This window comes from Pseudomonas turukhanskensis (genome assembly GCF_027922365.1).
Taxonomy (GTDB): Bacteria; Pseudomonadota; Gammaproteobacteria; order Pseudomonadales; family Pseudomonadaceae; genus Aquipseudomonas; species Aquipseudomonas turukhanskensis.
On the sequence record NZ_BSFN01000006.1, the window covers coordinates 177182 to 191118 of the forward strand.

At 61.6% G+C, this 13937-nt stretch carries 9 protein-coding genes, 1 other RNA gene and 2 pseudogenes; 9 read left to right on the forward strand and 3 right to left on the reverse strand.

Annotated features, from left to right (window positions below; all coding sequences use genetic code 11):
- Nucleotides 1-26 precede the first annotated feature (26 nt).
- From smc to ligA, 3 genes are all read left to right on the forward strand, one after another.
- A complete protein-coding gene (gene smc, locus PKE98_RS12845) occupies nucleotides 27-3524 on the forward strand; it encodes a chromosome segregation protein SMC (RefSeq protein ID WP_271195685.1) in 3498 nt (1165 codons plus the stop codon).
- A gap of 194 nt (nucleotides 3525-3718) precedes the next feature.
- Nucleotides 3719-4549, forward strand: a complete 831-nt coding sequence (zipA, locus tag PKE98_RS12850) for a cell division protein ZipA (RefSeq protein ID WP_271195686.1) — start codon at nucleotides 3719-3721, stop codon at nucleotides 4547-4549.
- 152 nt (nucleotides 4550-4701) lie between these two features.
- Nucleotides 4702-7077 (forward strand): NAD-dependent DNA ligase LigA, encoded by a 2376-nt coding sequence (gene ligA, locus PKE98_RS12855; protein ID WP_271195687.1) that lies wholly within the window; start codon nucleotides 4702-4704, stop codon nucleotides 7075-7077.
- Between the two features lie 104 nt (nucleotides 7078-7181).
- On the opposite strand, the gene PKE98_RS12860 is transcribed toward ligA, so the two are convergent.
- Nucleotides 7182-7460, reverse strand: a complete 279-nt coding sequence (locus PKE98_RS12860) for an HU family DNA-binding protein (RefSeq protein ID WP_108097069.1) — start codon at nucleotides 7458-7460, stop codon at nucleotides 7182-7184.
- A 242-nt stretch (nucleotides 7461-7702) separates the two neighbouring features.
- Here PKE98_RS12860 and PKE98_RS27130 point away from each other — a divergent pair.
- The 5 genes and pseudogenes from PKE98_RS27130 to PKE98_RS12880 form a co-directional block, all read left to right on the forward strand.
- Nucleotides 7703-8398 (forward strand): annotated as a pseudogene (locus PKE98_RS27130) (MCP four helix bundle domain-containing protein); the annotation flags it as partial.
- Between the two features lie 258 nt (nucleotides 8399-8656).
- Nucleotides 8657-9256 (forward strand): annotated as a pseudogene (locus PKE98_RS27135) (methyl-accepting chemotaxis protein); the annotation flags it as partial.
- 195 nt (nucleotides 9257-9451) lie between these two features.
- A complete protein-coding gene (locus PKE98_RS12870; protein WP_271195689.1) occupies nucleotides 9452-10879 on the forward strand; it encodes a PAN domain-containing protein in 1428 nt (475 codons plus the stop codon).
- Between the two features lie 123 nt (nucleotides 10880-11002).
- An RNA gene (ffs, locus tag PKE98_RS12875) (signal recognition particle sRNA small type) lies at nucleotides 11003-11099 on the forward strand.
- Nucleotides 11100-11242: 143 nt separating this feature from the next.
- Complete coding sequence (locus PKE98_RS12880; RefSeq protein WP_271195690.1) at nucleotides 11243-11443, forward strand: hypothetical protein; 201 nt, start codon at nucleotides 11243-11245, stop codon at nucleotides 11441-11443.
- Nucleotides 11444-11452: 9 nt separating this feature from the next.
- On the opposite strand, the gene PKE98_RS12885 is transcribed toward PKE98_RS12880, so the two are convergent.
- Complete coding sequence (locus tag PKE98_RS12885; protein WP_271195691.1) at nucleotides 11453-12682, reverse strand: alpha/beta hydrolase family protein; 1230 nt, start codon at nucleotides 12680-12682, stop codon at nucleotides 11453-11455.
- A gap of 159 nt (nucleotides 12683-12841) precedes the next feature.
- On the opposite strand from PKE98_RS12885, the gene PKE98_RS12890 reads away from it, so the two are divergent.
- Nucleotides 12842-13495 carry a peroxiredoxin gene (locus tag PKE98_RS12890; RefSeq protein WP_271195692.1) on the forward strand — a complete coding sequence of 218 codons (654 nt, stop codon included), beginning with the start codon at nucleotides 12842-12844 and terminating at the stop codon, nucleotides 13493-13495.
- 91 nt (nucleotides 13496-13586) lie between these two features.
- Here the strand turns inward: PKE98_RS12890 and PKE98_RS12895 are convergent, their stop codons facing one another.
- Nucleotides 13587-13775 (reverse strand): hypothetical protein, encoded by a 189-nt coding sequence (locus PKE98_RS12895; protein WP_271195693.1) that lies wholly within the window; start codon nucleotides 13773-13775, stop codon nucleotides 13587-13589.
- Nucleotides 13776-13937 lie beyond the last annotated feature (162 nt).

The following is a 13937-nucleotide window of genomic DNA, read 5'->3' on the forward strand; positions in this document are numbered from 1 at the left end:
CCGTACATGGCTAAGGAAGGCGTTCTATGCGGCTGAAGTGCATCAAGCTGGCGGGATTCAAGTCGTTCGTCGACCCCACCACCGTGAACTTCCCCAGCAACATGGCGGCGGTGGTCGGGCCCAACGGCTGCGGCAAATCCAACATCATCGACGCCGTGCGCTGGGTGATGGGCGAAAGCTCGGCGAAAAACCTGCGCGGCGAGTCGATGACCGACGTCATCTTCAACGGCTCCAACACCCGCAAGCCGGTGACCCAGGCCAGCATCGAACTGATCTTCGACAACAGCGACAGCACCCTGGTGGGCGAATACGCCGGCTACGCCGAAATCTCCATTCGCCGCCGCGTCACCCGCGACAGCCAGAACACCTATTTTCTCAACGGCACCAAATGCCGTCGCCGTGACATCACCGACATTTTCCTCGGCACCGGGCTTGGCCCACGCAGCTATTCGATCATCGAGCAGGGCATGATCTCCAAGCTGATCGAAGCCAAGCCAGAAGACCTGCGCAATTTCATCGAAGAAGCCGCCGGCATTTCCAAGTACAAGGAGCGCCGCCGCGAGACCGAAAACCGTATTCGCCGCACCCACGAAAACCTCGCGCGCCTCACCGACCTGCGTGAAGAGCTCGAGCGCCAGCTCGACCGTCTGCATCGCCAGGCGCAGTCGGCCGAGAAATACCAGGAATACAAAGCCGAAGAGCGCCAGCTCAAGGCGCAGTTGTCCGCGCTTAAATGGCAGGCATTGAACGAGCAGGTTGCGCAGCGCGAAGCGGTGATCGGCAATCAGGAAATCGGCTTCGAAGCGCTGGTGGCCGAGCAGCGCAATGCCGATGCCAGCATCGAACGCTTTCGCGACGGCCACCACGAATTGTCCGAACGCTTTAACCTGGTGCAGGGCCGCTTCTACTCCGTGGGCGGCGATATCGCCCGCGTCGAGCAGAGCATCCAGCATGGCCAGCAACGCTTGCGCCAATTGCAGGACGACCTCAACGAAGCCGAGCGCGCGCGCCTGGAAACCGAATCGCACCTGGGCCACGACCGCACCTTGCTTGCCACCCTAGGGGAAGAGCTGGCGGCACTGGAGCCCGAACAGGAAGTCACCAACGCCGCCGCCGAAGAAGCCGCCGCGGCCCTGGAAGAGTCCGACAGCGCCATGCAGAACTGGCAGGGTCAGTGGGACGACTTCAACCAGCGCTCTGCCGAACCGCGCCGCCAGGCCGAAGTGCAGCAGTCGCGTATTCAACAGCTCGAACAGAGCCTGGAGCGGTTGGCCGAGCGCCAGCGCCGCCAGAACGACGAGCTTGTGCTGTTAGCGGCCGACCCCGAAGACGCCGCCATTCTCGAACTCAGCGAACAGGTGGCCAGCAGCGAGCTGACCCTCGAAGAGCTGCAGATTGCCGAGCAAGCGCTGGTCGAGCGTCTGGAACACCTGCGTGGCGAACTGCTGCAAGCCGGCCAGGCTCAGCAACAAGCGCAAGGCGAATTGCAACGCCTGAACGGCCGGCTGGCTTCGCTTGAAGCACTGCAACAAGCGGCGCTGGACCCCGGCAAAGGCACCGCCGACTGGTTGCGCGAGAATCACCTCAATCAACGCCCGCGCCTGGCCGAAGGCCTGCGGGTGGAAGCGGGCTGGGAACTGGCGGTGGAAACCGTGCTGGGCGCCGACCTGCAAGCCGTATTGCTTGACGACCCACAGTCGTTATCCAGCCTGGATCTGGCCAGTTTCGAGCAAGGCGATCTGCGCCTGCTCAGCCCGGCCAAAGGCGGTGCGCGGGTGGCCGGCAGCTTGCTGGACAAGGTCGATGCCAGCGTCGACCTGGCGCCCTGGCTGGCCAAGGTCAAGCCGGTGCAAACCCTCGACGAGGCCCTGGCCCTGCGCGGGCAATTGGGCGAGGGCGAAAGCCTGATCAGCCGTGACGGCTACTGGGTCGGCCGGCATTTTCTGCGGGTGCGCCGCGCCAGCGAAGCTGAGAGCGGTGTGCTTGCCCGTGGCCAGGAAATCGAACGCCTGGGCCTGGAGCGCGATGAGCGTGAAGCCAGTCTCGCCAGCCTTGAAGAACGCCTGCAAACGCTGCGCGAAACCCAGCAACAGCAAGAAGAAGCCCGCGAACAACAACGCCGCCGCCTGCAAGACGAAGCCCGTCGCCAGGGGGAGCTGAAAGCGCAACTGTCCGCCGGCCAGGCGAAGGTCGAGCAACTGACATTGCGTCGCCGTCGCCTCGATGAAGAACTGACCGAACTGGGCGAGCAACGCGCCATCGAGTCCGAACAACTGGGCGAAGCGCGGCTGCAACTGCAAGACGCCCTCGACGCCATGGCCCTGGACACCGAACAGCGCGAGTTGCTGATGGCCCAGCGCGATGCGTTGCGTGAACGCCTCGACCGTGTGCGCCAGGAAGCTCGGCAGCACAAAGACCACGCCCATCAGTTGGCCGTGCGCTTGGGTTCGCTGAAGGCCCAGCACGACTCCACGCGCCAGGCGCTGGAACGCCTGCAGCTGCAAGCCGAGCGCCTGCACGAGAAACGCGAACAGCTAAACCTCAACCTCGATGAGGGCGCCGCGCCGCTGGAAGAGTTGCGCATGAAGCTGGAAGAGCTGCTCGACAAGCGCATGGGCGTGGAAGACGAACTCAAGTTCGCCCGCCTGGCCCTGGAAGACGCCGACCGCCAACTGCGCGACGCGGAAAAACGCCGCACGTCGGCCGAGCAGCAATCGCAACTGCTGCGCACCCAACTCGAACAACAGCGCATGGAATGGCAGTCGCTTACCGTGCGCCGCAAAGCCATTCAGGACCAGCTGCTCGAAGACAACTACGACCTGCACGGCGTACTCAATACCTTGCCCAGCGAGGCGAACGAAAAGGCCTGGGACGAAGAGCTGGAGCGCCTTGCCGCGCGCATCCAGCGCCTGGGCCCGATCAACCTCGCCGCCATCGACGAATACCAACAGCAGGGCGAGCGCAAACGTTATCTGGATGCCCAGAACGCCGACCTTGTCGAGGCGCTGGATACCCTGGAAAACGTTATCCGCAAAATCGACAAGGAAACCCGTAACCGCTTTAAGGAAACCTTCGACCAAATCAACGGCGGTTTGCAGGCGTTGTTTCCGAAAGTATTCGGTGGCGGCAATGCCTACCTTGAATTAACCGGTGACGATTTGCTCGACACCGGCGTAACCATCATGGCGCGCCCGCCGGGCAAGAAAAACAGCACCATTCACCTGCTCTCCGGCGGTGAAAAAGCGTTGACCGCACTGGCGCTGGTATTTGCCATTTTCAAACTCAACCCTGCGCCGTTCTGCATGCTCGACGAAGTGGATGCGCCGCTGGACGACGCTAACGTCGGGCGTTATGCGCGGTTGGTTAAAGAGATGTCCGAAACCGTACAGTTCATCTATATCACCCACAACAAGATCGCCATGGAAATGGCCGATCAGTTGATGGGCGTAACAATGCATGAACCTGGCTGCTCACGGCTTGTCGCAGTAGATGTCGAAGAGGCCTTGGCTTTGGTAGAGGCATAACCGCATCGGCGGTGTAAAGTTGCCTTTCGTCGTGCTAGCTTATTGCCCACTTTTTCTAATTTGTGACAAATGCCAGTCAGAACATGGAGTTGATATACGAAGTCTTAAGTTGCTGACGGTGTTTTTTGTTGAGTGTTGAGTCAGAGGGCGGATGCCCTTTCTTCATTATTATTTTTTAGGGGCTACAGAATTACATGGAAATCGGTCTGCGTGAGTGGCTGATCGTCATCGGCATCATTGTTATCGCTGGCATTCTGTTCGATGGCTGGCGCCGTATGCGCGGTGGTAAAGGCAAGTTGAAGTTCAAACTGGATCGGAGTTTCTCCAACCTTCCCGATGACGACGGCGCCCCGGAATTGCTGGGCCCGCCGCGTGTGCTCGAGCGCCACGCCGAACCCAAGATCGAAGAAGAAGAGTTGCCGGCCATGAGCCCGCGCGAATTGAACCGTCGTCGCGGCAAAGTGGTTGAACCGAGTCAGGGCGACCTCAATCTGGGTATTGAAGAGCCGGTGCCAACCCTGCTCAACCCGGTTGATGACGAACCGAAAAAACGCAATCCCGCCGTACCGCAAGACAGCCGCGATTTGCCGCCCGTTGAAGAAGTATTGGTGATCAATGTGGTGGCCAAAGAGGGCGAAGGCTTCAATGGCCCGGCACTGCTGCAGAATATTCTGGAAAGTGGCCTGCGCTTTGGCGAGATGGATATTTTCCACCGCCACGAAAGTATGGCCGGCAATGGCGAAGTGCTGTTTTCGATGGCCAACGGGGTTAAACCCGGCACGTTCGATCTGGACGATATCGACCACTTCAGCACCCGTGCCGTGAGCTTCTTCCTCGGCTTGCCAGGCCCGCGTCACCCGAAACAGGCCTTCGATGTAATGGTGGCCGCCGCGCGCAAACTGGCCCATGAACTGAGCGGTGAATTGAAAGATGACCAGCGCAGCGTAATGACCGCGCAAACCATCGAGCACTACCGTCAGCGCATCGTGGAATTCGAGCGCAAGGCGCTGACCAACAAGCGCTAACACGCGCTACACCGATTCCGTAGGAGCGAGGGGACGGCCATCCGGTTGCTCGCGAAGCTTTTAGAACCATTCGCCAGCAAGCTGGCTCCTACAAACATCTAGAGTTACTGAGCAGCTTCGGCTGCTCTTTTTCGTTTTGAGAGTTGCACGTTATGACCGACGCCCAAACCGCCGCCACCCGCATCGCCCAACTGCGCAGTGACCTGGACCAGCACAACTACCGCTACCACGTGCTGGACGAGCCGAGCATTCCGGACGCCGAGTACGACCGCCTGTTCCATGAGCTCAAGGCCCTGGAAGCCGAACACCCGGAACTGGTCACGCCCGACTCGCCCACCCAGCGCGTGGGCAGCCTGGCGTTGTCGGCCTTTGGTGAGGTCAAGCACGAAGTGCCCATGCTGAGCCTGGGCAACGCCTTTGCCGAAGACGACCTGCGCGACTTCGACCGCCGTGTGCGCGAAGGCCTGGCCGATGAGCTACCGGCCGGCGACCTGTTCGGCGGCGGCGCCAGCGTGGAATACAGCTGCGAACCCAAACTTGACGGCCTGGCCGTAAGCCTGTTGTACCGCGACGGCCAACTGGTGCGTGGCGCCACCCGTGGCGATGGCAGCACCGGCGAAGACATCAGCGTTAACGTGCGCACCGTGCGCAATATTCCGCTCAAACTGCAGGGCACCGGCTGGCCCGCCGTGCTGGAAGTACGGGGCGAAGTCTTTATGTCCCGCGCGGGGTTTGAACGCTTAAACGCCAGCCAGTTGGAGCAGGGCGGCAAAACCTTCGCCAACCCGCGCAACGCCGCCGCCGGCAGCCTGCGTCAGCTCGACTCCAGCATCACCGCCAAACGCCCGTTGGAATTCTGCTGCTACGGCATCGGCCAGGTGCAAGGCGAGTTGCCCGATACCCATGTCGGCATTCTCAATGCCCTGAAAGCCTGGGGCATGCCCATCAGCCGCGAACTGAAGCTGGCCAAGGGTGCCGACGAATGCCTGGATTACTACCGCGATATCGGCGAGCGCCGTGACGCACTGCCCTATGAAATCGACGGTGTGGTGTTCAAGGTCAACAACCTGGCCTGGCAGCGCGAACTGGGTTTTCGCGCCCGCGAACCGCGTTGGGCCATCGCCCATAAATTCCCCGCCAGCGAAGAACTCACCGAGCTGCTGGCCGTGGAATTCCAAGTCGGCCGCACCGGTGCCGTCACCCCGGTCGCGCGCTTGCGGCCGGTGAAAGTGGCTGGCGTGATGGTCGCCAATGCCACGCTGCACAACATGGACGAAGTGGCACGCCTGGGCGTGATGGTCGGCGACACCGTGATCATTCGCCGCGCGGGCGATGTGATTCCGCAAGTGGTGCAAGTGGTGCTCGACCGCCGCCCCGCCGATGCCAAGCCCGTTGAGGTGCCGCAAAACTGCCCGGTGTGCGGCTCCCACGTGGAGCGCACGCAGCTGATCAAACGCAGCAAAGGCCGCGAAACTGTCAGCGAAGGCGCGGTATACCGCTGTGTCGGCCGCCTGGCCTGCGGTGCACAACTCAAGCAGGCGATCATCCACTTCGTGTCGCGCCGCGCCATGGATATCGAAGGCCTGGGCGACAAGAGCGTTGAGCAGTTGGTGGACGAAGGCCTGATTCATTCGCCGGCCGACCTGTACAAGCTAACCTTCGAACAGATTGTCGAGCTCGAAGGCTTTGCCGAGCTATCGAGCAAAAACCTGCTGGCCGCCATCGAAAACAGCCGTAAGCCCGAGCTGGCCCGCTTTATCTTTGCCCTCGGCATTCCCGACGTAGGCGAAGAAACCGCCAAGGTGCTGGCGCGTTCCCTGGCCTCCTTGCAGCGCATTAAACAGGCGCTGCCTGAAGTGCTCACCTACCTGCCGGATGTTGGCCTGGAAGTGGCCTACGAAATCCACGAGTTCTTCAGCGACAGCCACAACCAAACCGTGATCGACCAGCTTGAGCAGGTGCTGGACATCCAGGGGCAGGGCGAGCTGGGCGCCGAGTACGCAGCCAGCACCACCCTGGCGGGCTTGATCGACAAACTGCATATCGCGTCGGTAGGGCCAACAGGTGCGAAAACCCTGGCGGCCAAGTTCGATGAGTCGCTGGAAAAACTGCTGGCCGCAGACTGGCTCGACCTGCGCCAAACCCTCAGTGAAAAACCGGCCAACGCCGTGCGCGACTTTTTCGCCGTTGCCGAAAACCGCGACCGTGCGCTGAAAATCGAAGCGCAACTGCGCGACTTCGGCATGCACTGGCAAAGCGAAAAACGCGTGGTAGAAGGCTTGCCGCTGGCGGGCCAGACCTGGGTGCTGACCGGCAGCCTGGAAATCATGAGCCGCGATATCGCCAAGGAAAAACTCGAAAGCCTGGGCGCGAAAGTGGCGGGCTCGGTGTCCGCGAAAACCACCTGCGTGGTGGCGGGGCCGGGGGCCGGTTCCAAATTGGCCAAGGCCAATGAGTTGGGTGTGAAGGTGCTCGACGAAGCCGAGTTTTTGAAAGCGTTGGAAGGATTCGGAATTGGGGTGGCGTAGGGCGGTCTTCCTTCGATAGAGCAGCCGCATCGCGGATATCCGCCGATACACCGTGCCCGACGGCGGATATCGCTTTGCGATATTCGCCCTACGCGGCTTTTTGCTTAGTTAATCGCGTCGGTCAACGCCTTGGCCGGTACGTACTTCACCACTTTCTTCGCCGCAATTTCGATGGCCTTGCCGGTCTGTGGGTTGCGGCCGGTGCGGGCCGGGCGGTCGGCCACTTTCAACTTGCCAATGCCCGGCAAGGTGATTTCGTCGTAGTTCTCCAGCGCATCGCTGACGATCTCGCTCAACTGCTCCAGCACCGCCCGCACGGTCGCTTTCGAGGCGTCGGTGGCTTCGGCGATATCGCTGATCAATTGGTCTTTGCTCATGGCCATGCTGGCAATTCCTTAAAACAGATTCGAAGAGGGTGGTGCGCGAAAGCCGGCACGCTAGCACAAAAGCGTGGCGCTATCAGGCCTGTAGTGGCGAGTGGCCCGGTAAAACGGCAAAGAGCGGCTACGCTGCATCTAGTTGTCCTGCCGTTTGGAGAGTCATCATGCTGCGTGTGTTTGCCGACCTGGGGTTTCGCTGGAAAATCGCCTTGCCCATTCTCGTGCTGGCGGTGCTATTGGTGCTGATGGGCGTGCTCGGGGTGCGTGGTATCACCCAGGTGGCCGACTCCAGCAGCAAACTTACCAACCGCTACCTGCCGGCCATCAGCCTGCTGCTCAACGCCGACCGCGACCTTTACCAGGCCTTTGTCGCCGAGCGCAGCATGCTGGACGAAGGGGCCGCCTCGCACATTGACGCCCTGAAAAGCTCCCACGCCGAAAACCTGCAGCAAGCCTACGACCGCGTGCACAAATACCTGGCCATGGACCCCAGCGCAGAAGGCAAAGCCCTAGTGGCGCAGTTCGACCAGGGTTATGCCATCTGGAAGACCACCAGCCTCAAGGTGGTGCAGCTCACTGCCACTGACCCTGACGCCGCCAGCGTGCTCAGTTTTGGCGACAGCGAAAAGCAGTTTGAAAGCATGCGCGACGCCATCGACAAACTTGGCGAACTCGAAGACAAAGCCGCCAACGACGAAGGCACATTTGCAATTGCCCAGGGTGAAGAGCTCACCTGGCAACAGGGCGGCATCGTCGGAGTGGGCCTGCTGGTGTGCCTGATTCTGGTAGTCGGCTTTCCCATTCTGGTCACCCGCCCCCTGGAAAACCTGCTGCACCGCATCGAGCAGATTGCCGACGGCGATGGCGACCTTCGTGTGCGCCTGGATGTGTTGTCCCGCGATGAGCTGGGCAAACTCAGCCTGGCCTTCAACCGCTTCCTCGACAAGCTGCAACCGCTAATCAAAGAAGTCGGCCGTGTCACCGGTGAAGTGGCCGCCTCGGCGCAAAGCCTGGCCGGCATGGCCGCCGCCAACGACCGGCTGATCAGCAGCGAACACGCCGCCGTCGACCAGGTAAGCACCGCCGCCACGGAAATGAGTGCAGCGGTAAACGAGGTAGCCCGTAACGCGCAGAATGCCGCGGACGCCGCCCGCAGCGCCGAAACCCAATCGCGCGAAGGCGCCCAGGTGGTCGGCGCCACCATCACCGCCATGCGCCAATTGGCCCATGAAGTGGAAAGCGCCTCCGGCACCATTCAAACCCTGGAGCAGGAAACCGCCAATATCGGCGCCGTGCTGGCAGTGATCAAAGGCATTGCCGAGCAAACCAACCTGCTGGCCCTTAACGCCGCCATCGAAGCCGCGCGCGCAGGGGAGCAAGGCCGTGGTTTTGCCGTGGTCGCCGACGAAGTGCGCGCCCTGGCCGCCCGCACCCAGGACTCCACCAAAGACATTCAAAACATGATCGAACGCCTGCAAGTGGGCGTGCAGAACGCCGTGAAGGCGATGGACTCAGGCAGCATCAAGGCCCGTGACAGCGTCGACCGCGCCGCCGGGGTGGACCAGATTCTGTCCGAATCCAGCGACTCGGTTGGCCGCATCAACGACATGGCCGCCCAGATCGCCACCGCCTGCGAAGAGCAAAGCAGCGTCACCGAAGAAATCGCCCGCAACATCAGCGACATTCGCGAGCTCTCCAACGAGGCAGCGGCTACCTCGGAAAAAAGCACCGAAGCCAGCCAGCGGCTGTCCGAGTTGTCGAGCGGATTGGCCAAGCTGGTCGGTAGCTTCCGGGTTTAATCGCTTGGAAATTGCTTGGTGCGCGGAGCACACCCTACCGGGAGGTTGCCCTTGTGGGGTGTGCTCCGCGCACCAAGCGGTAGCCGGGCTATAGCTGAACTCAATACCAACCCCCGTATTTCCATATTGATTTGATAGCCCCGCGGTCATCTGGCTTTTCTACCGTGCGAGCTCCTTCATCGCTATGGAACCGCCATGAAACCGATCTTCCTGAGTCTGTCGCTGGCAGCTGCCTGTTTCCCCCTGTTGGCCCACGCCAGCGGCCTCGCCGATTTCACCCTCACCCCTAACGCCGCCATTTCTGGCTACAACCGCGAAAACCTCACGGCCGTTACCCCAACCCAATGCGCCGAGGCCTGCCAAGGCAGCGACCGCGCCGGCTGGTGCGTGTCGTTCGACTTCAATAAAACCACCAGCGCCTGCGACCTCAGCGACAAGCGCGCAGGCGATGTCGGCGGGCTGAAAACCGACTACAGCGGTAACCCCTACGACCACTACTCGCTCAAGCCCGACCCACTCAAAGCCTTCGCCCGCGTCACCAATGCGGCCATCTCCGGCTCCAACGTCGAAAACCTGAAAAACGTCACGCCCAAAGACTGCGCCAGCGCCTGTACCGATGACAGCCGCAGCAGTTGGTGCAAAAGCTTCGACTACAACAAAACCACCAGCGCGTGCGATTTGAGCGACAAGCGCGCCAGCGACGTCGGCGGCCTGAAAACCAACTACAGCGGCAACCCGTACGACCACTACTTTGTAGTTGCCGGCGAAGGCATTCCAAGCCCCGTGCCTGGCAATAAACACGTGCTGTTTATCGGCATCGACGGCCTGCGCGGCGACGCCCTGTTCTGCGAAGGCTGCGCTGTTACCCCGGCCCTGAGCGCCCTGGCCAACGGCGGTGCCTTTCACCGCAACGTACTAGCCGGTGGCCCGCAAGACACCGTGAGCGGCCCCGGTTGGGCTACCAACTTCACCGGCTTCTGGGCCAACAACCACGGGGTAACCAGCAACGGCGAAACCCTGCCCATGCTCAAACCCCACGTGTTCGACCTGCTCAAGCAAAGCTACCCAACCGCCACCGTGGGCGTGGTGGGCGACTGGTACAACATCACCCACAACCTGAAACCCGTGGGTGCCGACTTTGTCGTGGCCAACAGCGCCAAGAACTCCCAACAAGCCACCGACACCGTCAAGGGCTGGCTCGGCTGGAAAAACCCGCCAACCGCCATCTTCTACTACCTGCACAACGTCGACATTCACGCCGCCAGCTACGCGCCGTTAAACGCCAACTACCAAAGCAAAATCCGCGGCGAAGACGCGCAAATCCAGCAAGTGCTCGACACCCTGGCCGCGCGCCCCGGCTACGCCAACGAAGAATGGTTGATCGTGGTGGCCTCCGACCACGGCGGCCTGAACAGCGGCCACGGCGGGCAGAGTGCAGGGGAGCGCGACACCATCCTGATCCTCAATAACAACTACCAGAACCCCGGCAAAACCGCGTACTGCATCGGCGATATGAGCGCCACGCCGCTGCTGCAAATCGACGGAGCCACGCCCCACATCCTCGACTTCCTCGGCCTGCCCAACGCTACTGCCGGGCACAAGTACCCCGGCTGCGGCCAGTAAGCGGCGCAACGCAAGTGCTTGTAGCGGATGATTTTTTAAACCGCACGAGGCGGTTGTAAGTTATCGGCAAGCCGGTACAATGGCGCGGCCTTCAGCCTTGAAGGCACGCGTTATGGTGACCCCCATCGGTCCCCCCGCAACGATTACCCGTTAACCTGGTCAGGTCCGGAAGGAAGCAGCCACAGCGGGAACATTGTGTGCCGGGGTGTGGCTGGTGGGGGTTGCCTCCTTCTAGAGTCCTGTTTTTTCCATCTTCTTCAGCCAAATGCGCCCAAGTGTCTACGCTTGGTGCTGAATACCCGTGCCTGATGAATTGATGGCAGTAACGGTTGGGCTGAACCGAAAAGGCAAAGGTGGCAGCGGATGAACGACCTCCCCGAAAACGAAAAACAAGTCGCCCTGGCGGTCATCCGTGAAATGGCCAAGGCCAAGCGCAGTCTGCAAGACACGCAGCGTGCCGCGGACGAAGTGCTCAAAGTTTATCGCAAAGTCACGGCGCCGAAAGGACCCAACCGTGTGTTGGCAGTTTTTCGGCGCATCGTGCTGCCGTTTGGCAGTCGCTGAGTTTTCGCCTTATTTGCCAGCCGGCAACCGCCCCTGCGCCCACTCCATTGCATCGCCCATCGCTGTCGGCACCGTCGCCTGGTGATAGGTGCGCGCCGTGCCTTTGTCGCCGACCTTGTAGTTGCGCGCATCCACATCCACGCCCAGTGTTTTAAACCGGGCAACCATCTTGGCGGTGAGGTGCGCTGGCACCACTTCGTCGTTATCCGCTTGCAGCACTAGCAGCGGCACTTGCGGCCGGGTGTTTTCCGTGTCGGCGAGGGTGGCGAGGGCGCCATTGAAGGCGGCGTAGTCGGCGTTGGCGTTTACCAGTTCGCTGGTTTTCAGGCTCCAGGCATCCGGGGCGGACAGGCCGACCACGCAGCGTTCTTCCACCAGTTGAATGCGCTTTTTGCCTTCGGCGGTGAGCATGGCGGTGGTGTTCAGCCCCGGGGCGCCGGCGCCGATGCCGACGGTCATCAGGGCGCCAAAGCCGTTGGCGTTCATATCGGGGTGGGCTTGGCTGTAGGCCACCAGGGTGCTCAGGTGCGAGGCCGGGGCAATGGCGATGGCGCCTTTGAGGTTCAGGCCCTGGCCGTAGTCGGGGGCGCGGGCGGCGGTGTAGATGGCCGCTTGGCCGCCTTGGGAGTGGCCCATTACCAGCCAGTTTTTGCTAAGGCCCGGCGTGAGCTGGCGGGCGGCCAGCACCATGTCGATGGCGCCGCGCGCTTCGGAGTCGCCCACCAGGTACGGGTGGGTTCCGGGCGTGCCAAGGCCTTGGTAGTCGGTTTGCACCACGGCGTAACCGCGCTGCAGCCATTGGTCGAGGCTGGCGCTCATCAGGTTGATGTAGTCGCGGGCCGGGTAGTCGGGGCGGTTGCGCGAGGGTGCGCAGAGGTCGGCGATGCCGGTGGTGCCGTGGGTCCAGCTGAGTACGGGCCAGCCGCCGGCGGGCGGGGTGCCGCTGGGAATGGCTACGGTGCCGGAGACGGCGACCGGTTGGCCGGCTACGTCGGTGGAGCGGTATAGCACCAGCCAATTTTGCGCGGCGCTGGGCAAGGCGGCCTGGGTGGTGAGCGGGCGGGCCCAGATCAGGTCGCCGTGGTGACCGGCGGCCAGGGTGGGAGGGGTGTAGAAGGCATCGCCTGCCGGGCCTTGGGTGATGGCGGCGGGCGCGGCGCTATCGAGCTGCGCGCAGCCGGCGAGCACGGCCAGGGTGCTGGCGGCGATCAGGTGCAGACGGCGGGTTTGAAAGACCATTGTTGTTGTCCTTGTTGGGGCCCTCGGGCCTTTGATAGTGGCCGCCGTGGCCGACCCGGGGTACGGAAATACGTTGTTGTGATGGCCGGGCAACACGCAGATAAATCCCGACTACCCTTGTTCGGGTTTCCCGTCCAACCTCTTCAAGGAGCAGTTGCCATGGCGTTGCGCATCAACGATCTGGTCCCGGACTTTAGCGCCGACACCGACCAGGGCCCGATTCAGTTTCACGATTTCATCGGGTCGAACTGGACCATCCTGTTTTCCCACCCTAAAGACTTCACCCCGGTATGCACCACCGAGTTTGGCGCCGTCGCGCAATTGGCGGCCGAGTGGGCCAAGCGTGATACCAAGGTGATTGGTGTGTCGGTGGACGGCGCCGAGTCACATACCAAGTGGAAGGGCGATATCGAGAAGGTGTGCGGCGCGCAGGCTTCGTTCCCGATCATTGCCGATGAAGGGTTGGTGGTGTCGAAGGCCTTCGATATGTTGCCGGCCGAAGCCTATCTGCCCGATGGCCGTACGCCGGCCGATACTGCCACCGTGCGCTCGGTGTTCATTATCGGGCCGGATAAAAAGCTCAAGCTGTCGATGACCTATCCGATGTCGGTGGGGCGTAATTTTGCCGAGGTGCTGCGGGCGCTGGATGCGTTGCAGCTGACCTATAACGTGCCGCTGGCAACGCCGGCCAACTGGGCGGTGGGGCAGGATGTGATTGTGGCGCTGGCGCTGAACGATGAGCAGGCCCGTGAGAAGTACGGCGTGCTGGATATCAAGTTGCCGTATTTGCGTACGGCGAAAGCGCCGACGTAGTTTTTTGCCACTTGGTTTTTGTAGGGTGCGCTGAGCGCACCGAGCGTTAGCCGCGCCATCGCAACGGTGCGCGGAACACACCCTACAGGGGCTACAGCCAACCCAACCCGTTGGCCATCAAGCCGGCAAACACCAGCGCTACCACCACCAGGGCGCCCAGCAAAATACGGGTGTTGCGCCGGGTTTCCTGGTTGATTTCGCTCACGTCGCTGGCGATCTCGTCCAGGTTGCGGCGGATGTTTTCGAATTGAGTGTCGAGTCTGGGTTCGCTTGGTTCCACGCCTTTATCTCCAAGAAATTGCGGGCCGCTGCCTTGCCGCCGCACAGGCTGCCAAGGTCGAAGCTATTTCGCCATCATTGAATAGTCCTACAGCTTTGTAGGAAGATTGCCAAATAACTGTATGCGTATACAGGTTTTTAGCTTTCTTTCTGATGCCAAGGA

What these genes read in the sequence shown, in the direction of transcription:
- PKE98_RS12870 (WP_271195689.1), top strand. Translation starts at nt 9,452, where the DNA reads ATGAAACCGATCTTCCTGAGTCTGTCGCTGGCAGCTGCCTGTTTCCCC.
- PKE98_RS12890 (WP_271195692.1), top strand. Translation starts at nt 12,842, where the DNA reads ATGGCGTTGCGCATCAACGATCTGGTCCCGGACTTTAGCGCCGACACC.
- PKE98_RS12885 (WP_271195691.1), bottom strand. Translation starts at nt 12,682, where the DNA reads ATGGTCTTTCAAACCCGCCGTCTGCACCTGATCGCCGCCAGCACCCTG.
- PKE98_RS12880 (WP_271195690.1), top strand. Translation starts at nt 11,243, where the DNA reads ATGAACGACCTCCCCGAAAACGAAAAACAAGTCGCCCTGGCGGTCATC.
- PKE98_RS12860 (WP_108097069.1), bottom strand. Translation starts at nt 7,460, where the DNA reads ATGGCCATGAGCAAAGACCAATTGATCAGCGATATCGCCGAAGCCACC.
- ligA (WP_271195687.1), top strand. Translation starts at nt 4,702, where the DNA reads ATGACCGACGCCCAAACCGCCGCCACCCGCATCGCCCAACTGCGCAGT.
- zipA (WP_271195686.1), top strand. Translation starts at nt 3,719, where the DNA reads ATGGAAATCGGTCTGCGTGAGTGGCTGATCGTCATCGGCATCATTGTT.
- smc (WP_271195685.1), top strand. Translation starts at nt 27, where the DNA reads ATGCGGCTGAAGTGCATCAAGCTGGCGGGATTCAAGTCGTTCGTCGAC.